24 protein-coding genes are annotated in these 24,732 nt (G+C 34.3%); 20 read left to right on the forward strand and 4 right to left on the reverse strand.

All coding sequences use genetic code 11. The annotated features are described in order from the left end of the window. Positions 1-11 precede the first annotated feature (11 nt). The 8 genes from alaS (at position 12) to Q5Y73_RS01695 (ending at position 8,741) form a co-directional block, all read left to right on the forward strand. On the forward strand, positions 12-2,645 hold the full coding sequence (gene alaS / locus Q5Y73_RS01660) for an alanine--tRNA ligase (protein ID WP_305990110.1): 2,634 nt from the start codon (positions 12-14) through the stop codon (positions 2,643-2,645). A gap of 109 nt (positions 2,646-2,754) precedes the next feature. Beyond that, a complete protein-coding gene (locus Q5Y73_RS01665; protein ID WP_305990111.1) occupies positions 2,755-3,015 on the forward strand; it encodes an IreB family regulatory phosphoprotein in 261 nt (86 codons plus the stop codon). 121 nt (positions 3,016-3,136) lie between these two features. Further along, entirely contained in the window at positions 3,137-3,547 is a 411-nt protein-coding gene (gene ruvX / locus Q5Y73_RS01670; protein WP_305990112.1) for a Holliday junction resolvase RuvX, read from the forward strand. A gap of 22 nt (positions 3,548-3,569) precedes the next feature. Beyond that, on the forward strand, positions 3,570-3,890 hold the full coding sequence (locus Q5Y73_RS01675) for a DUF1292 domain-containing protein (RefSeq protein WP_305990113.1): 321 nt from the start codon (positions 3,570-3,572) through the stop codon (positions 3,888-3,890). Positions 3,891-4,098: 208 nt separating this feature from the next. Further along, positions 4,099-5,208, forward strand: a complete 1,110-nt coding sequence (mltG, locus tag Q5Y73_RS01680; RefSeq protein WP_371320123.1) for an endolytic transglycosylase MltG — start codon at positions 4,099-4,101, stop codon at positions 5,206-5,208. A gap of 19 nt (positions 5,209-5,227) precedes the next feature. Further along, positions 5,228-5,902: an O-methyltransferase gene (locus Q5Y73_RS01685; RefSeq protein WP_305990114.1), complete on the forward strand. Its 675-nt coding sequence runs from the start codon at positions 5,228-5,230 to the stop codon at positions 5,900-5,902. Positions 5,903-6,220: 318 nt separating this feature from the next. After that, complete coding sequence (locus Q5Y73_RS01690; RefSeq protein WP_305990115.1) at positions 6,221-7,150, forward strand: peptidase U32 family protein; 930 nt, start codon at positions 6,221-6,223, stop codon at positions 7,148-7,150. 331 nt (positions 7,151-7,481) lie between these two features. Beyond that, complete coding sequence (locus Q5Y73_RS01695; protein WP_305990116.1) at positions 7,482-8,741, forward strand: peptidase U32 family protein; 1,260 nt, start codon at positions 7,482-7,484, stop codon at positions 8,739-8,741. Positions 8,742-9,045: 304 nt separating this feature from the next. On the opposite strand, the gene Q5Y73_RS01700 is transcribed toward Q5Y73_RS01695, so the two are convergent. Further along, positions 9,046-9,192, reverse strand: a complete 147-nt coding sequence (locus Q5Y73_RS01700) for a hypothetical protein (RefSeq protein WP_305990117.1) — start codon at positions 9,190-9,192, stop codon at positions 9,046-9,048. Positions 9,193-9,380: 188 nt separating this feature from the next. Between Q5Y73_RS01700 and Q5Y73_RS01705 the strand changes: the two genes are divergently transcribed. Then, on the forward strand, positions 9,381-9,701 hold the full coding sequence (locus Q5Y73_RS01705) for a hypothetical protein (RefSeq protein WP_305990118.1): 321 nt from the start codon (positions 9,381-9,383) through the stop codon (positions 9,699-9,701). 102 nt (positions 9,702-9,803) lie between these two features. Beyond that, the gene (locus Q5Y73_RS01710) at positions 9,804-10,196 is read left to right on the forward strand and encodes a retropepsin-like aspartic protease (RefSeq protein ID WP_305990119.1); all 393 of its coding nucleotides are present in this window, start codon (positions 9,804-9,806) and stop codon (positions 10,194-10,196) included. 63 nt (positions 10,197-10,259) lie between these two features. Here Q5Y73_RS01710 and Q5Y73_RS01715 read toward each other — a convergent pair whose 3' ends face one another. The 3 genes from Q5Y73_RS01715 to Q5Y73_RS01725 all read right to left on the reverse strand — a co-directional run bounded on the left by Q5Y73_RS01715 (position 10,260) and on the right by Q5Y73_RS01725 (position 12,367). Continuing rightward, a complete protein-coding gene (locus tag Q5Y73_RS01715) occupies positions 10,260-10,739 on the reverse strand; it encodes a hypothetical protein (protein WP_305990120.1) in 480 nt (159 codons plus the stop codon). 152 nt (positions 10,740-10,891) lie between these two features. Then, a complete protein-coding gene (locus Q5Y73_RS01720; protein ID WP_305990121.1) occupies positions 10,892-11,341 on the reverse strand; it encodes a MarR family winged helix-turn-helix transcriptional regulator in 450 nt (149 codons plus the stop codon). Positions 11,342-11,602: 261 nt separating this feature from the next. Then, the gene (locus Q5Y73_RS01725) at positions 11,603-12,367 is read right to left on the reverse strand and encodes a pirin family protein (protein ID WP_371320124.1); all 765 of its coding nucleotides are present in this window, start codon (positions 12,365-12,367) and stop codon (positions 11,603-11,605) included. A 369-nt stretch (positions 12,368-12,736) separates the two neighbouring features. On the opposite strand from Q5Y73_RS01725, the gene Q5Y73_RS01730 reads away from it, so the two are divergent. The 10 genes from Q5Y73_RS01730 (at position 12,737) to Q5Y73_RS01775 (ending at position 24,620) form a co-directional block, all read left to right on the forward strand. Continuing rightward, positions 12,737-14,197, forward strand: a complete 1,461-nt coding sequence (locus Q5Y73_RS01730; RefSeq protein WP_305990122.1) for a phospholipase D family protein — start codon at positions 12,737-12,739, stop codon at positions 14,195-14,197. A 76-nt stretch (positions 14,198-14,273) separates the two neighbouring features. Beyond that, positions 14,274-15,641: a sensor histidine kinase gene (locus Q5Y73_RS01735; protein WP_305990123.1), complete on the forward strand. Its 1,368-nt coding sequence runs from the start codon at positions 14,274-14,276 to the stop codon at positions 15,639-15,641. Beyond that, positions 15,628-16,281: a response regulator transcription factor gene (locus tag Q5Y73_RS01740; RefSeq protein WP_305990124.1), complete on the forward strand. Its 654-nt coding sequence runs from the start codon at positions 15,628-15,630 to the stop codon at positions 16,279-16,281. The genes Q5Y73_RS01735 and Q5Y73_RS01740 overlap by 14 nt, the downstream gene beginning before the upstream one ends. Before the next feature lie 815 nt (positions 16,282-17,096). Further along, on the forward strand, positions 17,097-18,287 hold the full coding sequence (locus tag Q5Y73_RS01745) for a LuxE/PaaK family acyltransferase (RefSeq protein ID WP_305990125.1): 1,191 nt from the start codon (positions 17,097-17,099) through the stop codon (positions 18,285-18,287). A 20-nt stretch (positions 18,288-18,307) separates the two neighbouring features. Beyond that, positions 18,308-18,676, forward strand: a complete 369-nt coding sequence (locus Q5Y73_RS01750) for an iron-sulfur cluster assembly scaffold protein (protein ID WP_305990126.1) — start codon at positions 18,308-18,310, stop codon at positions 18,674-18,676. Beyond that, the gene (locus Q5Y73_RS01755; protein WP_305990127.1) at positions 18,673-19,842 is read left to right on the forward strand and encodes a cysteine desulfurase family protein; all 1,170 of its coding nucleotides are present in this window, start codon (positions 18,673-18,675) and stop codon (positions 19,840-19,842) included. Before Q5Y73_RS01750 ends, Q5Y73_RS01755 begins: the two co-directional genes overlap by 4 nt. A 4-nt stretch (positions 19,843-19,846) precedes the next feature. After that, positions 19,847-20,797: a peptidase U32 family protein gene (locus Q5Y73_RS01760; RefSeq protein WP_305990128.1), complete on the forward strand. Its 951-nt coding sequence runs from the start codon at positions 19,847-19,849 to the stop codon at positions 20,795-20,797. 17 nt (positions 20,798-20,814) lie between these two features. Next, positions 20,815-21,705, forward strand: coding sequence for a hypothetical protein (locus tag Q5Y73_RS01765; protein ID WP_305990129.1), 891 nt, complete (start codon positions 20,815-20,817; stop codon positions 21,703-21,705). Beyond that, entirely contained in the window at positions 21,702-22,865 is a 1,164-nt protein-coding gene (locus Q5Y73_RS01770; protein ID WP_305990130.1) for an acyl-CoA dehydrogenase family protein, read from the forward strand. Before Q5Y73_RS01765 ends, Q5Y73_RS01770 begins: the two co-directional genes overlap by 4 nt. A 21-nt stretch (positions 22,866-22,886) precedes the next feature. After that, positions 22,887-24,620: an MFS transporter gene (locus Q5Y73_RS01775; RefSeq protein WP_305990131.1), complete on the forward strand. Its 1,734-nt coding sequence runs from the start codon at positions 22,887-22,889 to the stop codon at positions 24,618-24,620. Positions 24,621-24,732: the final 112 nt, after the last annotated feature.

Genomic DNA, 24,732 nt, shown 5'->3' on the forward strand with positions numbered 1-24,732 from the left:
AGGTAACAAGAGTGAAGTCAGGAGAAATTCGTCAGAAGTGGTTAGACTTTTTTGCAACAAAAGGACATAAAATAGAAGAAAGTGCCTCTTTAGTTCCACATAATGATCCTTCATTGTTATGGATTAATGCAGGTATGGCACCATTAAAACGTTATTTTGATGGAACAATGAAACCGGACAACCCTCGCATTGCAAATGCTCAAAAGTGTATTCGAACAAATGATATTGAGAATGTGGGTAAGACCAAACGTCATCACACGATGTTTGAAATGTTAGGTAATTTTTCAATTGGTGATTATTTTAAAGAGGAAACGATCACTTGGGCATGGGAATTTTTAACGGATAAGAAGTGGATCGGTTTTGACCCAGAACGTTTATCTGTCACAGTCCATTTTGAAGATGAAGAAGCTTATAAAATATGGAATGATAAAATCGGTGTACCTGAAGAGCGCATTTATAAATTAGATAAGGACAATTTTTGGGATATTGGTGAAGGTCCATGTGGTCCATGTACAGAAATTTTTTATGACCGTGGGGATGTATATGGGGATTTATCTGACCCAGAGGTGAACCCTGCAGGTGAGAATGAGCGATTTTTAGAAGTGTGGAATCTTGTGTTTTCTCAGTTTAACCACAATAAAGATGGTTCCTATACACCATTGCCAAATAAAAATATTGATACAGGTGCTGGATTAGAGAGATTTGCAACCTTGCTTCAGGATGTTGACTCCACTTTTGATACTGATTTGTTTTTACCAACTATTCTAGAAACAGCTAATATTGCGAATGTAAAGTACAAAGAAAATGCAGAGCATGATATTGCTCTTAAAGTGATTGCAGATCACATTCGTACGGTTGCTTTTGCTATTGGTGATGGTGTGCTCCCTTCTAATGAAGGTCGAGGATATGTTATTCGACGTTTGCTTAGAAGAGCGGTTAGATACGGAAAAGTTCTCGGAGTGAATGAACCATTTTTATATCGCCTAGTTCCAGTGGTTGGGAGCATTATGGGGCACTATTACAAAGCAGTTGTCGAAAAACAACAATTCATTGAGAAAATTATTCGTGTTGAAGAAGAACGATTCCATGAAACGTTATCTGACGGATTGCATATTTTATCTGAGATGATTCAAGAAGCGAATAAAAATGGGATTTCTAAAATTACAGGAGATCAAGCATTTAAGTTGTATGATACATATGGATTTCCACTAGATTTAACAGAGGACTTTGCTCAGGAGAATGGATTCACAGTTGATCAGGATGGATTTGAACAGGCAATGCAGGAGCAGCGTGAAAGAGCAAGAGCTGCTAGACAAGAAGTAGATAGCATGAAAGTGCAAGGTGGACCACTAACTGACCTAGAGGTTAAAAGTGAATTTGTTGGATATAATAACTTGGAGATCCAAGCAAAAATTGAAGCTATCATCTTGGATGATCAGCTCGTTGATTTGGTAAGTGAAAACAACAGCTGTTTAGTTGTGTTAGATCAAACACCATTTTATGCAGAAAGTGGAGGACAAGTAAGTGACCATGGTTTCATTGAAACTGATTCTTTTAAAGGGATCGTTCAAGATGTTTTCAAAGCGCCAAATGGTCAACACGTTCATACAGTTCAGGTAGAGTCTGGTACTATGAAGGTTGGCGATCAAGTAAAAGCTTCAGTAGCCAGAGAAATGAGAGAAGATATTATAAAAAATCATACAGCTACACATCTGTTACATAAAGCGCTGAAGGAAGTCCTAGGTGATCATGTAAATCAAGCAGGATCTTTAGTAGCTCCGGAGAGAATGAGATTTGACTTTTCTCACTTTGGTAGTATTAGTGAAGAAGAATTGACACAAATTGAACAAAAAGTAAATGCGCAAATTTGGAAAAATACAAGTTTGAATATCGAGCAGAAGTCATTAACTGAAGCTAAAGCAATGGGAGCTATGGCGTTATTTGGAGAAAAATATGGCGATACTGTTAGAGTAGTTCAAGTTGGAGATTACAGCATAGAATTATGTGGAGGTTGTCATGTAAATCAAACCTCACAAATCGGATTGTTTAAAATTGTTAGTGAGAATGGGATAGGATCAGGAATAAGACGTATTGAAGCTGTAACGGGTCAACATGCTTATCAATTTTTATCAAGTCAGCTTGAATTATTAGATCAAAGCGCTCAACTGTTAAAATCAAAAATTGATGATGTACCAAAAAGGCTTGAATTGTTATTAACACAAAACAAAGAGCTTGCTCGAGAGAATGAATCATTGCGAGGAAAGCTGAACACAATTGAAGCAGGTTCATTAACAGATCAAGTGAAACAAATTGGAAATGTTCCAGTATTAGTTGCACAATTAAAACAAGTGAATATAGATACAATGCGTTCAATGATTGATGAACTGAAAGAGAAATTGAAATCTGTAGTCATCGTTTTCGGAACTGCAAATGATGGAAAAGTGCAACTTGCTTCCGCAGTAACACCAGATTTAGTAAAACAAGGTTACCATGCAGGTAAGATTATTAAAGAGGTAGCAGCAATATGCGGTGGCGGTGGCGGTGGTCGTCCTGATATGGCACAAGCTGGAGGTAAGGATCCATCAAAATTGAATCAAGCACTAGATAGTGTAGAAAGTTATATCGAACAGTTTCAAAATAAATAAACATAATTAACGTCTTTTCAAATCTATTTTGTGATATGATGAAAATACAATTTAGTTGAAATAGAATCTTTTATTATTTTTCTGATATATTAATCGGGAGGTGCTGGTGATGAAGAACAACATGGATAGAACTATGCATTTTAATGTGAGCAAAGACGGAGATGAAACATCACATGATATTATATTGGCCGTATATGACGCTTTAAAAGAAAAGGGGTATAACCCAATCAATCAAATTGTTGGATATTTGTTGTCTGGAGACCCTGCATATATTCCCCGACATAATAATGCTAGAACGATGATTGGCAAACAAGAGCGTGACGAGCTTATAGAGGAATTAGTTCGATCATATTTAAATCAGCATCGTTAAAATCTAAAGGCCGATGGTTTTCCATCGGGCTTTTTAGAATGAAAAAAAATGAACAACATATCAATCTAATTAATATGTTTGTAGACCCAATATTCGAAGAAAAGGTTGAGGAGAAATTTGCATGCGAAAAGTGGGTTTAGACTACGGTGATAAAACAATTGGTGTTGCTGTGAGTGATGAAATGGGATGGACAGCACAAGGTGTTGAAGTCATCAGAAGAAAAAGTAAAAAAGACGATATATCCAGATTGAGAGAGATTGTTAAAGAATATGAAGTTACTGAAGTTGTTTTGGGATTGCCTAAAAACATGGATGGTAGTATAGGGGATCGTGGTCAGCTCAGTATTCAATTTGGTGAGCTTCTTAAAGAAAAGTTGGCGCTGCCTGTACACTTGTGGGACGAGAGACTGACAACTGTATCAGCTGAACGCACATTGCTTGAAGCGAATATGAGTAGAAAAAAAAGAAAACAAGTGATCGATAAAATGGCAGCAGTTTTTATTTTACAAAGTTACTTAGATGCAAAAAAATAGTTCGAATGAGGAGGGTTTTATAATGAGTGAAAATAATAATGAAACAGAAACAATACTAGAGGATGATTTGGGAACCATTTTTATTAAAAATGAAGAAGGTGAAGATGAGCCTTTTGAAATCATTATGCAATTTGAGGTTCATGAAACAGGAGCAAAATATATGATGGTTGTTCCAGAAAAAGCTGAAGCGAATGAAGAGGAAGAGATTGATGAGGTATACCCATTCCGTTATGAAGAAGATGGAGACGATCTGAAGCTTTTCACAATTGATGATGAAGAAGAATGGAACTTGGTGGAGGAAACATTTAATACCTTGTTAACCGAGTCTGACTTACAAGAATAATAATGTTATAATGAAATGGAGCGGCCTAGTCCGCTTTTTTCTACGTATTAGAGGTTGTTTAAAAAGTACCCTTTTGATTATGAAGTAACGTATAGAAATATTTTCGACATTTGAATCTTACATTTATCTTTGTAGTTCGGTGCTGAAAAGGAACTTTTTAAACTTTGATTATGTTGTTTAAAAAGTTGTTTATTAGGAGGGAAATACCTTGGAAAATCAAGAAGAGATTATGGAAGAAACTAGGACACGCAGTGGTTGGAAAAAAGTGAAAATTGTAATGTCCATTTTATCAATACTTATGTTTTTAATCGTAGGTTTTATAGCAGGTGTAGTTTATTATGGGTATAGCTCTCTGCAACCAGTTGAAGCACAGGACGAATCTATTCGTTTTACAGTTGAAACAGGCATGAATTCAAAACAGATTGCTAATCGACTGGAAGAAGAAGGACTCATTCGAAACCAAACATCTTTTACTTATTATTTAAAGTATAAAAAAGAAGGTCAAAGATTCCAAGCAGGTGATTATGAAATGCAGCCTGGAATTACAATCGATGAAATTATTCAAAAATTAAATGCTGGTGAAACAGTTGTGAATACGATTCAATTTACAATTCCAGAAGGGTATACTTTAGAGCAAATCACGGATAAGTTAGCTGGAGAGCAACTAATAAATTCAGATGTATTTAGCGAGCTGTTATTGCAACCTGAATTGTTTTCTAGCGCATCCATTAAAAATATCCCTGACGATGGAAATATGAAGTATATTTTAGAAGGATACCTTTTTCCTGAAACTTACGAGATGAAGGAAGAAAGTAATGAACAAGATATTATTGAACGTATGTTGCTCGAGCTTGATAAAAAGTTAACATCTTTGCCTGAAAATTGGCAAGAACAGCTTGATGTTTTAGGTATTACTTTTCATGAAATGATGACCATTGCTTCACTTATTGAAAGGGAAGTGGTTGTGGATGAAGAAAGAAAGACTGTATCTGGTGTTATTTTTAATCGGATAAGAGATAATGGTTTACTTCAAATTGATGCTACTGTACAATATGCTCTGGATGAACCTAAGGAACGTTTGTTATATGAAGATTTAGAAATAGAAAGTCCTTATAATACGTATATCGTGGAAGGGCTGCCTCCTGGTCCAATTGCAAGTCCAAGTATATTATCGATTGAAGCGGCATTGTATCCAGAAGAAACAAGCTATTATTTTTATGTAACTAAAAAAGATGGAACCCAGGAACATCTATTTGCTGAGACTTATTCAGAACATTTAAGTAATATTGAAAAAAGTAAACAAATGGTACAAAATTAAGAATTTTAGGTGAAATAATATGGTTGATCTCAAAATAAATGATTATATTCTAAAGCTAATTCCTGAAAGAAATGAAGTGTTGCAAAGACTTGAAAAAGAAGCGAAAGAAGATGGAATTCCAAACATTCAACTTGAAAGTATTCAGTTTATAAAGGTGTTGCTGCAAAGTATTCAACCTGAACAAATATTAGAGGTTGGTTCCGCAATTGGGTATTCAGGAATCCACATGGCACAAGCTGCACCTATGGCACACATAACCACTTTAGAAATGGATGAACAACGTGCATCTAGAGCTAAACAAAACTTCCATGAAGCGGGTGTTTCAGGTAGAGTGAAACTTGTTTTGGGTAATGCGCTTGAGACGATACCTGCTTTAGAAGACACTTTTGATTTTATTTTTATTGATGCTGCCAAAGGACAATATACTAAATTTTTAGAGTTGTCTTTAGAGCATAGTAAGCAAGGAACAGTTATTGTTTCAGATAATGTATTTTTTCAAGGTAACGTTGCAAAGAAACGAGATGAAATACAGCCAAGATATCGAAATATGATCGATAAACTTAATAAATATAACCAAATGCTTGCAAACCATCCAGAGTTGGAAACGAGCTTTATTTCAATTGGTGATGGATTGGCTTTATCTATATACAGTCCAATTAGTGATGCCAACTTATCCCGTATCAACACTCCGTAACACTACCTCTTCTCAAAGAGAGAGATAACGGACTGTAAAAAAAGGGTAACTTTTCAGAGGGAGATATAAGAACTCCCATTGAAAACAAGATTCTCTTTATATTTTCTAGAGTAAGAACATTACATTAAAAAAACAGCAGGTAAGTCAGCACTGAAAGTGCTGACCCTACAGACAGTACACAAATACTGATGCCGAAGTTAATTGTCATAAATGGGCAGAAGTAAGTCGGGAGTCATGCAGAGTATGGCACATAAACAGTCGACAGAACGTACAAGGCAAGTAGGGAATGCTTGAACATTCTTTTACGAGGTGAAATCAATGAGACAAAAACCAGAACTTTTAGTTACAGCTGGTTCAATTGAGGAGTTAGAACGATTAATTCAGGCAGGTGCCGATGCAGTGAATATCGGACATAATGAATATGGAGTAAGAATGCCTGGTAATTTTAGTATAGAGGAAATAAAGGAAGCGGTGAGAATCGCTCACGGCCAAGATGTAAAGGTTTATGTGTCTTTGAATAATATTTTTAATAATGCGCAGTTAGAGTCATTGCCATCTTATTTGAAAGAACTTCATGATTGCAAAGTGGATGCAATTACGTTTGGAGACCCTGCCGTCGTTTCTATTTTAAATCAAGTTAATATTAAAATGAATTTACATTGGAATACTGAAATGACTTCAACTAATTATGTAACCGCCAATTATTGGGGAACTAAGGGTGCAACAAGAATGATATTAGCTAGAGAATTAAACTTGGAAGAAATTCAGGATGTCAGTGAAAAATTAAATCTAGAATCTCAAATTCAGATTCATGGAATTACGAATATTTATCATTCAAAACGTGAATTAGTGAAAAGTTACATGGGTCACATTCGAAAAGAAGATATAGAAAACTTTGATCAAAATCGTAATTTGTATTTAGTAGAACATGAAAGACAGGATTTAAAACTTCCTATTTATGAAGATGAGAATGGTACACATATTATGAGTGCTGATGATATTTGTACGATTGACGTTTTGGATGAAGTGTTGGCAGAACCAATTGATAGTGTTAAAATTGAAGGATTATTGAAATCCATTGAGTACAATGAAACAGTTGTACGTTGTTATCGTGAAGCGATTGATTCTTATTTTAAGAACCCTGAATCTTACGAATTTAATCCAGAATGGTTGGAACAAATTAAACAAGTACAGGATCCCGATCGTGAATTGTCCTATGGGTTTTTCTTTAAAGAGCAAGTATATTAAGAATACCCACAAAAGTGAAGTGAAGCTAAGTAGCATAATCCTATTACTTTTGCGGGGCCCGAAACAATAAATAGCAACGTTTTACAACCATTTTCAACAAAATCTTCCTTTAATGAAGTATTCGACAACTTCTTTGAAGTAACATCAATTAGAGATTTTGTTAATATTTTTCGTGGAGCCCAGAGCCAAATAGAACATTGTTCAGGGATTTCACTTAATGTTGTTTATATATCTTATGTAACCTAAACTAATTTACAATTTTAACAGGACCATAAGCAACTATTTCTGCAAAGAGACTAGATTTTCATAAAAAAACAGGAGGTGTTGAGCGATGACGGTACTTACTAAAAAGTCACCGGGTTCAACCAGAAGAAAATTAGATAAACCCGAGCTGTTAGCACCTGCGGGTAATTTAGAAAAATTAAAGTTTGCTATTCATTACGGAGCGGACGCTGTATATATAGGGGGACAGAGGTTTGGACTTCGTTCCAATGCGGATAACTTTAGCATAGAGGAAATGAGGCAAGGGGTTGAATTTGCCAATAAGTATGGAGCAAAAGTATTTGTAGCTACAAATATTTATGCTCATAATGAAGATTTTGACGGATTAGAGGAGTATTTAAAACAATTAGAAGAAGTCGGGATATCAGCGATTATTGCTGCTGATCCTGCTATCGTAAATACAGCGCTTAAAGTAGCTCCGAAGTTAGAGGTTCACTTAAGTACACAGCAATCTACAATGAACTGGCAAGCGGTACAATTTTGGAAAGATGAAGGATTGCCAAGAGTTGTATTAGCTCGTGAAGCAAACATGGAAGAGATAATCGAAATTAAAGATAAGGTTGATATTGAAATTGAAGCCTTTATTCATGGAGCGATGTGTTCTTCTTATTCTGGACGCTGTGTATTGTCAAATCATTTTACAGATCGTGATTCAAATCGTGGAGGTTGTTCTCAATCTTGCCGTTGGTATTATGATTTGTATGAAGGTGATGAGAAGCATCCGATGTTTACAGTAGATGAAGATGACCCATTTACTATGGGATCAAAGGATCTGGGTATGATTGAACATATCCCTCAGCTTATTGAATCTGGTATCGATAGCTTTAAAATCGAAGGACGTATGAAGAGTATTCATTATGTTGCAACGGTAGTGAATGCATATCGTCAAGCGATTGATGCGTACATGGACAATCCTGAGCATTATGAATTGAAGAGAGAATGGATTGATGAGATTCATAAAGCAGCAAATCGCCCCTTGAATTCTGGCTTTTTCTATAAAGCACCAGGAGCTGGCGAACATATCTATGAAGCTGAGGAAAAATTAGTTAACTTTGATTTTGCTGGTCTTGTAATAGACTATAATGAGGAGTCAGGTATGGCGACCATTCAACAAAGGAATCATTTTAAAGTTGGGCAAGAGGTCGAATTCTTTGGTCCAAATGGAACCTTCTTCAAACAAATTGTAGAGAGAATTTGGGACGATAAAGGCAATGAGATAGATGCTGCAAGACATCCTTTGATGACTTTGAGATTGAAGGTAGATCAGCCTGTTCATGCTTTAGATATGATGCGTAAGAAAAATATTTAATTTAATATGAATACCTCTAAGAACGACCACCCCCATGTGGTCAATGATGCATGAAATCATCCTGATTTATATAAAGGAAAAAAGTATCTTATTTTAGGTGTTTTGTGAATTTCTATCAAAATAGAGGAAAATGAAGGTCTTATTTCATTGGTTTTACTTATTTCACACAAGAATTAAAGAAATAAGGCTAAAAATTTCCTCTATTTTTGCTGATTTTGCTAAGTTGAATAAAATAAGGCTAATAAAGCTCCTTATTCTATTTTACTCAACCCAATCAGAATGAGATTAGCAAATTCTAATGAAATTATATATGATAACAATCTGATTTCACAAAGAACATGGCACATGGATAACCATCCCTGCTAAAACTACCTCGTCCATCTGGTAATAACAGGATCAGTGCATCCTGCACTAGTCTAAAATCAATCACATCGTGTGCGCCGCCAATCATGAGTAATCACTTCCATTAATCATTCTGACACCAGTTCATCACAAATTGGAAATTCCATAATAGCTCATTTATGACCTAGGTACTAAGCATCAGTACTTCCTTTACTAGTCTAACTTTCAGTGGTGAAAAATAGAAGAACGCCCTACTGAAGCAAGATTCTTTTTAAACGAAAAATGTGAAGGTTTCTTTTGAATACGGAAATGATATCTCTAAAATCAGTTCTTTCGAATATAGTATACAATGGAGAAGATTTAAAACAGATAGCTCTTTTTATAAAAGACATAGATTTTAAAAACACAACAGAACAAGCAGAACTTATCGATTTTCTTCAATATCTTGAAAAATATCCAGATGGTATTCAATTAGATGACAAAAATAAATCCTTGATAGAATCTAGTTACAATATACTTAAAAAGTATAAATCTGAGATACAAAGATTCAATAGTAATGATTTCAACATCAATGACGAAATTTGGATCGAATTATTACAACTAATGTATATTGATTAGAAACAAGTACAGCAAGGGGAGGCAATTAGAATTGCTGATCAAGATTCATGAATTTAGCTTTTTGGAAAATGAATACCTAAAACTATGCATGGAGAAAAGGTTATGAGAGATATTATACCGATTAAAATGGAAAATGGATTGCCATTTATTAAACTGGAATTAATAAATAATAATAAAAAAATAGTCTTAAATCATGTATTGATTGATACTGGCTCTGCTAGCACTATTTTTAAATTAGATTCTGTCAAAGCAATTGGATTAGGTGCTGAACAAGATGATGTTATCGGTAAAATGTTAGGTGTAGGTGGATCCGAATACGTCATTTATAAAACTGTTGACACAATCATTATAGGGAATTATACAGTACATAATTATCAAATAAATATTGGAAGCATGAACTATGGAATTAATATAGATGGCATGTTAGGGATAGATTTGTTGCAGGAGATAAAAGGTATTATACATTTAGATAAATTATTTATAGAGGTGAATTAGATGGAAATGAGCACCTAATATTAGAAAAATCACTTTAGCCCTAGCTAAAGTGATTGATTTCGGTTAAGATTGATTTTGAATTACTGTTGCATTTAATGCACCTGATAAAACTGCGATTTGATTTACGTCTACTTCAAATTCTGATTCTCGCTCTAAGCGGATTTGATAAGTGTTTGTTCCACTGGCGGGAGATGAGTCAATAAATGTTAGGTTAGGAAAGCTTTTATGAATAACTAGCTGACCTGCTACTCCAAACTCTGTTTCGGGCAACATTCTTCTGATAGGTACATCATTTTTTAATAATTCATAACTTACTACGAAGATTTTTTCAGAGAGATCTTCACTAAATTGTACAAATAGTTCTATCATTGAATCTAGTTTAATTGTTGTGTTGTGTGGATGTTTTACGCAAACTTCCACAGTAAGAATAATAGTTGGATCATCTTGTTCTAATAAAATAGCATCAGCTGGAACTGTATCAAATGATGCTTGTGGAGTATTAAAATCATCAGATTCCATAAAGGTTTCTTTAAACAACCCCATATTTTACCTCCTTCTCTTTCCATATAGTAAATAGAAGTCGTCTATATAATATATGGGAAAAAGTAAAGGGTTGTCATAGGTGATGATATAGTTAAATAAAAATACGCAAGTGTCCAAAAGAGTTCATTTAATAAGGCTTTTTTTAAGTGTAGCTATTTCAAACCTTCGGCACCCAATCCAATTTTTTTAAGTAATTCACATAATACTAATTTTTCTTCGTTGCTAATAAATGATAAATTATTGGATATCGTTTCAACGTGTTTTGGAAATATTTCGTTAAAAAGTGATTCGCCTTTTTCAGTAAGTACAACATTTGAAGCCCTGCGATCAGTAGGACAAGCTTGTCTTTTAACATAGTTTATTTTTTCAAGTTTATCAACAACATAAGTTATACTTCCGCTAGGTATAGAGAATATCTCACTAATCCGTTGAACAGGATGAGGTCCTTTATTGTATAAGAGTTCCAATATCATAAATTGATCTGGGGCAATACCACTTTCTATTATGTCTTTTTTAGCATTTTCAAAAACAGCTTTATGGGCTTTGCTCCAGATTCTAAAAAGTCTAAGATCTAGTTCGCTTTGTTCATTTCCACGGTACATAATTCAGCTCTCCTTCAAGCTATAAATCAATTCCATATTAAAAAAACATCTATAAATGAGAAATATGATTCTTAATCGTAATAAATGAAATGAAATAACATAAATCATTGATGTGATAGGTATTATATCACTTTTACATATTAAGAATATTGTATCATATACGAATAAACATGCATACGGAATTAAAATAAAGCAGGATATTTAGATACAGACACAAGTCATAATGTATGACAAATGTCTGCATAAAAGTGGTTTGAATTTTTAATGACGTTTTTTGTATAAAGGATAGTCCACTTTAGAAGGAATCTCAATGAGAATAATTCTTACTTCTTCATCCTCAGATTTAAACGATACGTTTCCATCTTCTGATGAATGAACGTTTACAAAGTCTTTATGTTTAAATTGAAAAGTTTCCTCACTTGTTACGGAACCATCACCTTGAATGACCAACCCAGCTAATGTACGATTTGACGAAAGTGAATGTTGATAAGAGGATCCACTTGAAACTGTAACATCATACATTTTAGCATCTGTCACCAGTTCAATCGGTGAATTTTCTCCAATGATTGTTTTTATTTTCACACCATTTTTTTTTGTAATTCCAAAATCTTCATGAACATAATTCGTATAAGTTGGTTCACGATGAATAGCTTCGTTTAAATATGGCTCAAACCAGATTTGCAATATTTCTGAAGGTTCTTTGTGAGATTCTGCATGAGAGATGCCTGATCCTGCCTTCATCAGCTGGGCACCTCCAACATTGACAATACTTTCAGTATTGAGTGAATCACGATGATAACCTCTCCCTTTAAGTACATAGGTTAAAATTTCAAATCCTTGATGTGGATGTAATCCTAGACCACCTTCACCTTCAGTTTTCCCCCATGAGAAATAAAATAGAGGCCCAAGACGATTGATAACTGATCCTTCTCCAGGGAAACCAATTGGTTTTTGAAGTTTTATTTTTCCACCATCAAACTCGCCTTTTCCCTGATCTGCTGGTTTATAAATTCTAATATCCATCATAATATTCATTCTCCTTTTTATTTAAAAATATAAATTTAAATGTGTTTGATATTTTTTAAGAGTCCACCTTCATTGGATGTTATCTCATTAAATCTCTTAAAAGGTGCATTAGTATCGCTTATTTTACCCTAAAATTATTTATCCTAACATTAGGTTATATATTTATCCTAACATTAGGATAAATAATTGTCAATACCAGTTGTAAGGGGTACTACAAAATGATAGTACTATTTATTTACTTTTATCGGCATTACACTAATGGTGAGGATTTAAATTCTAATTAATGGTTGGTTTGAGGATTGAGGATATAAATTTAATATAAAGTTAGGAGTTGAAAAATACGATAATTGTTTTATTATCGTTCAGCTAATGAAAAAGTTAAAGGTTTTATTATTATTCGTTATCGTGATCTCTATGCTTACTTCTATTTATAACGTTTATAAACCACTGCCAGATGGAATCTCGGTGAATGGAAATTATCATAATGTAACAAATGTTGAGTTTTTAAATGATTTAACTTATCAAAAAGATGGAGAAATCGTGTATGAGCAGGTGATATTTGATCGCATTTATCAAATGATAGATGAAGCTGAGGAGTTTATTTTAGTGGATGCTTTTTTGTTTAATGATGAATACGAAAGGCAAGAGCTTAATTCAAATACAGGTGAATTCTCAAACGATATAGAATCTGTGAACTATCCAAACATAACAGAACAATTAACAAATCACTTAATATTAAAGAAACAGCAGAATCCACATATTGAGATTGTTTTTATCACTGATGAAATCAATACATTCTACGGTTCTTATTCTTCGCATTTTATTGAGAAATTAAAAGAAAATGATGTGGAAGTGGTTTTTACGGATATGACGAAATTACGCGACTCGAACCCTATTTACTCTGGTTTTTGGAGGTCATTTGTAAAGTGGTTTGGAACATCTGATCGAGGATGGATAACAAACCCTTTTAGTTTAGATTCGCCTGATGTATCACTTCGCTCTTATTTAAAGTTAGTTAACTTTAGAGCAAATCACAGAAAGGTGTTTCTTACTGAAAAAGAAGCAATTGTCAGCTCTGCTAATCCTCATGATCCGAGTGGATACCACTCCAATATTGCATTTTTACTGGAAGGTGGAATTTTACAGGATATTTTCGAAGCAGAACGAGCAGTCGCAAAATTATCAGGTGTAGAAATAGAAAAACGGGAATTTTCAGGCAGTACAGGAGAAGCGAAAGGTGATCTCAAAGCCAAGGTAATAACAGAAGGAGAGATAGGAAAAGAGATCCAACAAAATATCCTAGAAACCTCTATTGGTGACGAAATAAAAATCGGTGTCTTTTATTTATCTGAAAGAAATGTAATTAAATCTTTAATAGATGCTGCTGAAAAAGGGGTTAAAATACAAATCATTTTAGATCCTAATAAAGATGCTTTTGGTATGGAAAAGAACGGAATTCCAAATCGTCAAGTTTCCAGTGAGCTAATAAATGAAGGGAATGGGAATATTGAAGTAAGATGGTATGATACGCAAGGTGAACAGTTTCATTCAAAGTTTTTAATGATCAACAAAAAACATGAAACGATAGTTACGGGTGGTTCGGCTAATTTCACAAGAAGAAACATAGGTGATTATAATTTGGAAATGAATATTCAATTCATTATCCCAGAAGGACATCCACTTGAAATTGAGATGAATGCTTACTTTGTGAAATTATGGAACAATGAAGAAGGTCAGTATACCATTGATTATAATAAATACCAGGATGATTCAATATGGAAAAAAGTACTTTATCGGATTCAAGAATTTTCTGGATTATCTACATTTTAAAAGGTGGAAAAAGTTGGTTTGTTGTTGTAAAATCACAAAGGTATAGGAAATTGAGCTCAGAAAGTAGGAAGATTTGATGTTATATGTTTTGTTTGCTCTATGGGGCATTGCCATTATTTTATTAAGATTCGATTACAAAAATAGATCCATTCGCTGGTTAAGTGGACTTTTATTTTGTGGCGGGTGCGGTGCTATTGCAATATTAATAGGAGAACATCTTCTTCCTTTTATGAAGGAGCACTCGTATTCATTTGTTTTACAATCTATTCTCTATAGAATTCAAGTAACTTGCTCAGGTTTTTCTTATTATGGGATTCCTTATTGTTATATTCTTTTTTCTTTATATTATCATCCGAAATTTATAAATAAACGCTGGTTCAAATTTGTTCCTTACGTGTTATCCTTGCCAATTGTACTTATGTTGTTGTTTACCCCGGTATATCCTGTTACAGATGTAGAGTTATATCCAGTGTTAGCATCTTGGTCTGTAGTATATGTCATTTTAGGCAGCATTTTGATTTTAACCAAAAGAGAAGAGCTTCCAAATTTAAAAAGGAATCATATTCTGACAAGTTTATCGATTGTTCCAACGGTTTTATTTGTATTAGTTATGAATTATGTTCTCCCAAGTTTTGAGATCTATAGAATGTGGAAGTATAATACTTGGATTGTCATATACGGTAGTCTTGTTTTTATGTTGGCTATTTTCAATTATGGATTTTTAGGAATGCAGCTGTTGATTGAACGAAAAAAATTAGATATTACACTTCAAGCGATTACTTCAGGTACGGCCATATTAAATCATGCCATAAAAAATGATGCTGGAAAGATGAGGTTATTTGGACATAAAATTAAATCTTACGCTCAGAGTACGGAACAAAAGGAGCTTGAAGAAGATATTGAGGTTATTCTAAAAGCAACTTCTCATATCCAACAAATGATTCAAAAAGTACAGCATCAAACACACGATATTATTTTGAAAAAAGGAAATCATAACTTAAAGGAAATGGTAGAGGAGTCAATAAAGCATGCACAACCTTACTTAAAACACATAAGAGTTATACATTCGGTAGACGAAAGTATAAATATGATCTGTGATAAAACACATGTAATGGAGTCTATATATAATGTAGTGATGAACGCAATAGAAGCAATGCCAGAAGATGGAGAACTTGAACTGATAGGATACGAAACAAACCAGCATCATATATTAGAAATAATAGATACGGGTTATGGAATTAACAGTAACCATCTGAAGAAGGTCATGGACCCATTTTTCACGACGAAAACGAAGGATACGATGAATTTTGGTTTAGGATTAGCGTACGTATATAATGTAATGAATAGACATGGAGGTTCATTGGATATCAAAAGTAAAAGGGATGAGGGCACAACTGTAATATTGAAATTCCCTAAAGTGAAGGTGAAAAATGAGTCATATTAAAATTTTAATTGTTGAAGACGATAAGGATTGGAGGAGAGGGCTGGCAGCTTTTTTGTCTGCAGAACCTGATCTTCAAATTGTAGCCCAGGCGGAGAATAGGGAAGAAGCAATGCAGGCTATTGAATCTGTAAATATTGATGTTGTACTCATGGATATCTTACTAGCAAACAGCGTAGAAGGGATCGAAATCACTGCAGAGATGAGTCGAAAATATGGAGCCAAAATCATTATGCTGACTTCACTTGAAGAAAAAGAAATGATGTTTAGTGCTTTTCGTGCAGGTGCATTGGATTATATGATCAAATCAGACTTTGAAAAAATTCCTGACTCCATTCGGTCAGCATATGAAAATCAATCCCCAATCAATCCTCAAGCAGCACAGCAGATTAGAGAAGAATTTAAGCGGTTAAAGAAATTAGAACAAGAGTTCAAAGTAAAAGAAATGAGAGCGTTGATTACTCCTACAGAGTTAGAGATTTTGAAGTTAATTTATCAAGGAAAAACACAAACTCAAATATCAGATACTTTAGTAGTATCTATACGTACGGTGAAAAATCATGTAAGCAACATCTTGAAAAAATTAGAGTTGACCAGCAGTAAGGAAGCAGCTGAACAAGCGAAAGATATGGGACTGTTTTAACAAAAAAGGATCAAGATAGTTAGCTGATCCTTTTTTTCATTCAAAAAAACAACACTCACTCCCTCATCAATGTACCCCAAAAAAGTGACACTAAGCTAAAGTTGATTCGAATAAGTTACCCTAGAATCATCTTTCCGCCAACACATACATTACCACGTTAATGTATTATAATTATTTAAAAAAATAAATAAATATCCTTTTTATAAATATTATTGAAATTATATCCAAAATTTCATATAATAACATTTGTGATTGATAACTAACTGTAATTTTAAACCTTATTATGAAAATAAAACAATCGATTTTCCATATACACGTAATTGATAAGATGATGATTATTTTATAAATTACTAGTTTGTATTTCAACTTTTACCTACACTTTTTAACTTCTACAACCCTTCAACTCAAATTATAAAAAATCTGCTATATTCATTCCTTTTGTCAGGAGATTTATAAACAAGAAGATGGTATTACAATCACTTTTACAAGTAAATGCTTATGGTGGAGTAGAGTCTCTGTTTATTTCCTCATGACTACACATTTAATAGAGTTCATTCGTTTATTTTTGTGTTCAATATTGTGATTTGGTATTGAATCATATTTAGTAATTAATTTTTTCTATGACTTCACAGAAAATTCACAAAGGTAAATTAATATAATTTTGATATATTTTAACTTTGATACTAAAAAAAGGAGGTGAAAGTTTCGATATGAAAAGTACTTGAAAATAGACTGTTATATTGAAATTCTTTCATTTATGCCAGTCTTGTGTTTTTTAATTAAGTAAATCTATTTAAAAGGAGTTGTACAAAAAATTGAAAAACTCAAATGTAAAAAATGCGTTTGAACAACTGAATGGAGTAGGACTTAATCCCCTGGGGACCGCAATCACTTCCCTCAAAGAAATATTTACTTGGGAGGAAGCCCAGCAAAATGAATTAAAAGGATACCTTATTTCTCAAAACTTTAAACACCACTATGAAAATAATGTTTTTTATCAAAAAGTCTGCAAAGAATCGAATGTATCTCCTGAAGATATTAAGACCTTTGATGACCTGCACAAAATCCCTGTGATTCCTGTAAATATGTTTAAACAGACAGATTCACATATGCTGTTATCAAAACCACTGAATGAAATTGAATTTGAGATGAGAAGTACAGGAACAAGCGGTATTCCAAGTTTATCCCGTAGAGATTCAGATACAGTTGATCAATGTTTGTTTGGCATTTACGCCATGTATCGAAATATTTTTAAGTTTTCTAAAGGGGCAGGATTATTTTTGTTCCCATCTCCAGAGGAAGTGCCTGAGATGGGTATGGTTAAGGCATTAAATATGTTTTCGGGACTATTTGATGCTACCAAATGTTTGGTTAAACGTGCGTCGTTTAAACCAGAGGAAGCTATCGAAGTTTTAGAGAATTGGGAAGGACGCCATACAAGGCATATTATTGGTCCACCATTTTTAGTATATAAATTAGTCAAATACTTGAAGAAAAACAACATTCGATTGAATTTGGATAAAAACAGCAAAGTGATTAACTTAGGAGGGTGGAAAAGGTTTACTGGAATGGAGATTTCGAGGAGTGAATTTAATCAAGAGTGTTCTGAGTATTTGAACATTCCAGAATCTGCTGTTAGAGATATGTATGGACTAGTAGAAACCAATGGTCTTTCCATTGAATGTGAGTTTCAAAATAAACACGTTTCACCATGGACTCATTTTTCCATCCGCGATCATAAGGATATCAATAAAGAAGTACGTCCAGGACGTAGAGGTGTCCTATTCATTTATGATCCTACCTCTCTTTCTTATCCAGCTTTCATACAAACAGAGGATCTAGTGTATTTGAAAGAAAATCATCAGTGTGAATGCGGTCGCAATAGCCAACAAGTCGTTTACTTATCTAGAATCAAAGGTGCAGAAATCGGTTGTTGTGCTATTAATTTAGAGAAGCATATGGATGAAGTTGAACAGAAAAAGAAATCTGAAAAAGTTGAACTATGACAATAGGTAGGTGAGATGAAATGTATAATTCAGTTATCGTTGATCATTTTACAAATCCATCGAATACTGGGGAAATTACGGATAAAGATATACAAATTAAGATAGGAAATTCTGTTTGTGGAGATACGATATTTATAGATATAAAGTTAGATAGAGATCACATCATAAATGCTAAATTCAAGGCTTATGGTTGTGCTACTTCCATTGCAACAGCTGATATTTTTAGTGAGTATATAATTGGAAAAAGTTTTAAAGAAATTCAAGATATTTCTGTTACTGAACGAAAGGAAATGTTAGGAGAGCTCGATCCTTCCCAAATGCACTGTCTTCATATTTTAGAAGAATTATTTACAAAACTGGATGAACATCAAGGTGATACAGCATGTTGAGCCAATACTTTGATTACAATGCAACAACTCCATTGGATAAACAAGTTGCACAGGAAATATCTGAACATCTTTTTTCATTCGGCAATCCTTCCAGCACCCATCATTTTGGAAAAATGGCTAAGGAGAAAATGGATCATGCAAGGAAGCAAGCAGCAGATTTAATCGGAGCTTCTTCTACTAATATCTTTTTTACATCAGGTGGGACTGAAGGCAATAATATGATTCTTAAAGGTTGGTTGCAATCTTTCTCTGCTTCTCCAGGGCACATCATTACATCATGTATTGAACATCCTTCAATATTAAATGTATGTAATTATTTCGAGGAGAATGGTTTTGAAGTCACTTATTTACCAGTAAATGAACTAGGTTATGTTGAACCGAAACATGTTGAATTGGCTATACAGGAAAATACACAGTTAATCTCTATCATGTCCGCCAATAATGAGATAGGCACCATTCAAGCTATATCTGAAATTTCTAGTATTGCGAATCAAAGAGATATCTTTTTCCATACTGACGCTGTTCAAGCCATTGGTAAATTTCCGTTAGATGTAAAGGAACTAAATGTTCATGCACTTACTTTTTCAGCCCACAAATTTAATGGACCAAAAGGAATTGGTGCTGTATACCTGAAGAACCCCAGTGATATTTTCCCTCTTATCATTGGGGGAGGACAGGAACAGGAATTGAGAAATGGTACAGAAAACATGATTGGAATTATAGGCTTAGGGAAGGCATGTGAAGTCACCAAGAATGAATTAGAGTGGCAAAGAGAGCATTGCCAGATTTTAAAACAATCATTGATTGAAAAACTGAAAGAAATTCCAGATTGTTTTGTTAATGGAGATGTTGATTCACAGAGAACCTTACCTAACACTTTGAATATTAGATTAAACAATATACGGGGGGAAGCTATAGCTGCTATTCTTAACGAACAATATCGTATAGCTGTATCGCTAGGGTCTGCATGCAGTGCTACAAAGAAAAACTTATCCCATGTATTGCTATCAATAGGGTTGAATGAAGACGAGATTAGGAGCTCAATTCGAATTAGCTTTGGAAAATATACAACTGAAGAAGATATCCATTTTTTTGTGAATGCTTTAACAAATACGGTTTCCAATTTAAGAAGGTTCCTTCCAACAGAAGTACAAGGAGTGAATTAACTGAATGAAAATTATTGCTCCAGCAAGATCAAAGTATATGATAAAACAAATGATAGAAGCAGGTGCGGAAGAAATTTATTTAGGTTTGAATGAACAACAATTTCAACAATTGTCTTTTGATGATCGTTTCAAAACCATTGCAGGTTATCCTGCTCATGTAAAGAATATGGATGAACTGCTCAATATGGTTGAGATTGCTAAACAGAACAAAGTAAAAATAAATTTTATGGCCAATGCTCCTTATATTCCGAAAATTTATGAAGATGATTATATTCAATTTGTAAAGAAAGCTTTGGAAGTTGGAGTTGACTATCTTACCATTTCTTCAATACAAGCATTAAAATTATTAAAACGTTCTAACTTACCACTGCCACATATAACAGCTGGATCGGCTCTAGCTCCTACGAATATTCACATGGTTCGAATGTTAAGAGAGATGGGATTCAGTCGTGTCACGATTCCACATACAGTGACATTAGAAGAATTGAAAAGCTGGAGAGCAATAGGCTTAGAAATGATTACGATTGGAAATTTTGAGAAGGGAAGCATTCCAGGAAGCAGCCGCTTGTGGGAAAGTCCGATTCACAAAGAGATTGGTGAAGGGGAACGAACGGCATATACTGTCAAAACAACTTCAGGAAAAACAATTCGCAGTATTCCATTCATTGATTCTTCTACTGATTGTAATTTATGCAGTTTAGGAGATTTAATGGGAGAAGGGATCACCAGCATTAAACTTATCGGAAGAGAAGCCCCCAACCCTTCAACACTTGCATCAGTTGTTGAATTATATCGACAGTGGATTGACCTTGAAAAAGAAGGTCATAGTGTAGCTGAAAAAATAGAAATTATGGAACAAGAGCATATGATGTGGATTATGAGGTGGACTCCAAGGTTCTGTGATAAAAAAAGATGTACATATTTATATACACCTACACTGCAATCATACATTTAAACAAATGGAGGATGATGATGACTGATCTAAGCAAAGAAATTCGCATTCACCATGATTCAATCGATGGATTAAATGAAGACTTGATCCAATCATTTCATACTTTATCTATTGGGCATACAGGTTGTATGTATAAGATGATTTCATTAAGCGATCAATCACTAATTCGTATATCTGAGATTGGGAAACGTGTGAAAATTGAGATCCCTGTTTTATTTGACGCTCATTTTGATTGGTTTCAACGAAATTTGGATCGATGGCTCAAGTATTCTGATCACCTTGTTGTGAATGACTGGGGAACATTAAGTTATTTGCATGAAAAAGGAATTTCATCTGAGGTTGAATTATCTCTCGGAAGAAAACTAGCTCATTCTTATTTTCATTCGCCTTGGTCTGTTTATATTTTTCAAGAAGAAGAGGCAGCTGATACGGAAAGCTGGTCAGAATTAAATCTAGCTAACAATGAAATGGTAGAGTGGTTAAAAGAGTCGAGAATCAATGAAATTGAAATCGATCCCCTTCCACAGTTGATACCATCTATACAATACTTAAGATCAAGCGGTTTTAAAATAAATGGTTTTCATGGATATCCTCTTGTATCCATGTCAAGATCTTGTCATACCCTTCGTTATTTTGACGAGAAAAAAGGAAATTGCCAGCACCTATGCAATACAGCCATACAATTAGGTGCAAAAGAAAGATGGAATCGTTTTGAAGATGTAATGGAACATATCTCTAAGCCAATTAGAGAAGAGTTAGGTCAATTTCTCGTATATGGCAACATTGTAGTACAAAACAAACAAATTGAAATAGAGAACATTGAGAAAGAAATGGATTCATGGATTTTTGATTCCCGATTTTCCCCTAAAATTGAATTGAAAAAATATAAAAATGAGGTGACGATTTTATGACAAAGACGGCAATAGATATAGAAGAGATGATGTATACATTGGATGATATCATTGTAGATTATATCTCTCCAAATGCAGCGAATATCGATAGAACAGGAATATTTCCACGTCAAAATATATCATTATTAGCAGAAGAAGGGTTTCTTGGTCTTCTAATTCCGAAAGAGTTAGGAGGTTGTGGAGCAACACCATCTATTTACAAAGAAGTAGTGATAAAGCTGGCTAAAGCATGTGCATCAACAGCTATGGTGTTTGTGCAGCATGTATCAGCAACATCCATTATGTTACATGGAGCACATCAACCTTTTATACAACAACAGCTTCGAAGTATGGCGAGCGGACAGAGTTTAGCAACGATTGCTCTTAGTGAACCTGGCTCTGGTGTCTATTTCTTTATGCCTGTTAGTCAAATGATAGATGGAGAACATGAGGATTTCATTTTTTCTGCAAAAAAAAGTATGGTGACAAGTGCAGGAGAAGCGGATATTTATGTTTCTAATTCTCGCTCCACTTCTTCTACAAGTGCGCTACAAAGTAATTATTTTATTTTTAGGAAAGATCAAGAAGGTGTAGAGATAGGCGGGATATGGGAAGGAATGGGGCTGCGTGGAAATAATAGCGCACCGATGATGATTCAAAATTGTTTAATTCCAAAAAAAGCAATGATAGGTAAAGAAGGAGATGGATTTAAGATCTCAAGAGAAAGACTACTCCCTATGGGTCAGATTGGAATATCTTCTATTCATGTTGGCATCACAAAAGCAATGTATGAGGAATGTGTGAAATATGTAAAAAAACGTTATTACGAGCATAGTGATACACATTTATCCTCCTTTCAGAGCATACAGCAGATGATGGCAGAAATGCGTATTGAGTGTGATCGCGCTGAAGGTGCATTGAAGGATATGGTTACTAAATTGGAGAGTGGAGATATTGATATGGTAACGATCCTTGAAATTAAAGTCATAGCTTGTGAAGCAGCGGGTCGAGTTGCTAATCTGTGTTTAAGAGTGGCCGGCGGGCATGCTTATTCCTCACATTTGCCATTAGAGAGATATATTCGGGATAGTAAGGCTGGTACGGTACTTGGTCCTACTCCAGATGTTCTAAAGGAACTAATAGGAAAAATCATTTTAGATGTACCAAAAACACTTATATAATATTTAAAGGAGTCCGATTGTATGGCGTCGAAAAATTCACAAGAATCACAGTACTTAGGCTTAAAACAAGTATTCGCAGTAAGTATTGGTTTGTTCTTAGTTTTTTTGGATAGTACGGTTGTTAATATAGCACTTCCGACTATTATTGATGAGTATAGTATCCAACTTAGTACTGCTTCATGGATCATCAACTCCTTCGTATTAACTTTGGCAGTAACATTGGTAACATTAGGGAAGCTGGCTGACCTAACAGGTCGTGTGAATATGTTTTTGAGCGGTTTAATTTTATTTATGATTAGTTCATTTCTATGCGGGATATCTCCTTCAGCAGAATACCTCATCCTATTTAGAATATTACAAGGAATTGGTGGAGCTATGGTTATACCTACAAGCATGATGTTGGTTCGTACAGCTGTTCCACCAGAAAAAATGGGTTTGGCTATGGGAATATGGGGTGCTGTCGGTGCTTTAGCAGTAGCTTTGGGACCAAGTTTAGGCGGTGTAATTACGGAATACATTAATTGGAGATGGGTTTTTTATATTAACGTGCCCATTGTCATTGTCACTTTTCCTTTTATTTATTTAATAATCCGTCAGCAAAAGGAGCAAAGGAAACCATTTAAATTAGATTTATTTGGAATATTAACGTTAAGTATTGGTTTGTTTTTCTTAACTTATGCTATTTTACAGGGTGAAGAGATGGGTTGGTTATCTACTGAAATTATTGTTTATTTTACCATTAGTGTACTCACAGGTGTTGCTTTTTTCCTTATAGAAAGAAAAGTTCAATCTCCTTTACTAGATCGATCTTTATTACAAAACAGATTATATGTAGGAGGATTGATTTCCAATTTTCTTGGTGGAATTTTGTTAATGGGTACGTTAATTTTACTTCCGCTCTTTTTAATCCGTGTCAAAGATTTTACAACGTTAGATGCATCACTGGCAATAACTCCTCTGTCTGCAGTTATGCTTATCATTGCTCCTCTTATAGGTCGATTGATTGATAGGATAGGTTACTTTATTCCTACATTATTTGGTTACATTGCATGTATGGTTGGGTTTGGGTTCCTCTCGACGATCGATGCTTTTGTTAGTATGACTACATTTATTATGATATTAACCATTTTAGGGATGGGGCTAGGGGTTATTATGGTAACGAGTGTTACTGTATGTACAGCTTCCGTATCTAATGAACAAGTTTCCACTAGTTCTGGCATTTTTGCAATGATAAGGAATACAGGAGCCGCAGTAGGAGTAGCTTTGTTTATCTCTATTACATTAAGCTTTTTAAATCAATACTCTTCTGATATCGTAGATGAGGGGATCCAACTGATAAAAGATCAAAATTTTGCTCCAGCAGTAGAGAATGGATTTATTACTGCACTGGAGGAAAGGCAAGGTGATTTTTTTGAAGGGGATACGAACACGTTAAGTTTGGATGAGGAATCAAAGCAACAGTTAGTGGAAGAGATGAAATCTGTTTCCGTTTCTGCTTTACCTGAAGGAGTAGAGATGACAGCAGAAGTTGAACGAAAAGTTGAAAGTGAGATTAACGAGCAGCTGAAAAATATAGAACAGAATTTAGAAGTAGTTCAAAACAGTTTGATACAATCAGGTAAAGAATACGTTGCTCAGGCAATGACTAAATCGTTTATCTCCGGGATCATATTATGTTTTATTTTTAGCTTGTCATTGCCAATGTTAATGAAAACTCCTCCTTTTAAACGTAATAGAAACAAACAAACAATATAAGCTACTGAAAGTATACGTTAAGAAATATAGTTAGAGGCTGGGACAAAACCCGGTAATTTAAACTAAAGATGCCCTCATAAACAAAAATCTGTTTGCGGGGGCATCTGCTATT

Source organism: Chengkuizengella axinellae (assembly GCF_030730905.1).
Taxonomy (GTDB): Bacteria; Bacillota; Bacilli; order Paenibacillales; family KCTC-33759; genus Chengkuizengella; species Chengkuizengella axinellae.

Bases quoted from the DNA above. Each gene is read 5' to 3' on its own strand.
- Q5Y73_RS01665 (WP_305990111.1), top strand. From the start codon at position 2,755: ATGAAGAACAACATGGATAGAACTATGCATTTTAATGTGAGCAAAGAC.
- ruvX (WP_305990112.1), top strand. From the start codon at position 3,137: ATGCGAAAAGTGGGTTTAGACTACGGTGATAAAACAATTGGTGTTGCT.
- Q5Y73_RS01675 (WP_305990113.1), top strand. From the start codon at position 3,570: ATGAGTGAAAATAATAATGAAACAGAAACAATACTAGAGGATGATTTG.
- Q5Y73_RS01685 (WP_305990114.1), top strand. From the start codon at position 5,228: ATGGTTGATCTCAAAATAAATGATTATATTCTAAAGCTAATTCCTGAA.
- Q5Y73_RS01690 (WP_305990115.1), top strand. From the start codon at position 6,221: ATGAGACAAAAACCAGAACTTTTAGTTACAGCTGGTTCAATTGAGGAG.
- Q5Y73_RS01695 (WP_305990116.1), top strand. From the start codon at position 7,482: ATGACGGTACTTACTAAAAAGTCACCGGGTTCAACCAGAAGAAAATTA.
- Q5Y73_RS01700 (WP_305990117.1), bottom strand. From the start codon at position 9,192: ATGATTGGCGGCGCACACGATGTGATTGATTTTAGACTAGTGCAGGAT.
- Q5Y73_RS01710 (WP_305990119.1), top strand. From the start codon at position 9,804: ATGAGAGATATTATACCGATTAAAATGGAAAATGGATTGCCATTTATT.
- Q5Y73_RS01715 (WP_305990120.1), bottom strand. From the start codon at position 10,739: ATGGGGTTGTTTAAAGAAACCTTTATGGAATCTGATGATTTTAATACT.
- Q5Y73_RS01720 (WP_305990121.1), bottom strand. From the start codon at position 11,341: ATGTACCGTGGAAATGAACAAAGCGAACTAGATCTTAGACTTTTTAGA.
- Q5Y73_RS01725 (WP_371320124.1), bottom strand. From the start codon at position 12,367: ATGATGGATATTAGAATTTATAAACCAGCAGATCAGGGAAAAGGCGAG.
- Q5Y73_RS01730 (WP_305990122.1), top strand. From the start codon at position 12,737: ATGAAAAAGTTAAAGGTTTTATTATTATTCGTTATCGTGATCTCTATG.
- Q5Y73_RS01735 (WP_305990123.1), top strand. From the start codon at position 14,274: ATGTTATATGTTTTGTTTGCTCTATGGGGCATTGCCATTATTTTATTA.
- Q5Y73_RS01740 (WP_305990124.1), top strand. From the start codon at position 15,628: ATGAGTCATATTAAAATTTTAATTGTTGAAGACGATAAGGATTGGAGG.
- Q5Y73_RS01750 (WP_305990126.1), top strand. From the start codon at position 18,308: ATGTATAATTCAGTTATCGTTGATCATTTTACAAATCCATCGAATACT.
- Q5Y73_RS01760 (WP_305990128.1), top strand. From the start codon at position 19,847: ATGAAAATTATTGCTCCAGCAAGATCAAAGTATATGATAAAACAAATG.
- Q5Y73_RS01765 (WP_305990129.1), top strand. From the start codon at position 20,815: ATGACTGATCTAAGCAAAGAAATTCGCATTCACCATGATTCAATCGAT.
- Q5Y73_RS01770 (WP_305990130.1), top strand. From the start codon at position 21,702: ATGACAAAGACGGCAATAGATATAGAAGAGATGATGTATACATTGGAT.
- Q5Y73_RS01775 (WP_305990131.1), top strand. From the start codon at position 22,887: ATGGCGTCGAAAAATTCACAAGAATCACAGTACTTAGGCTTAAAACAA.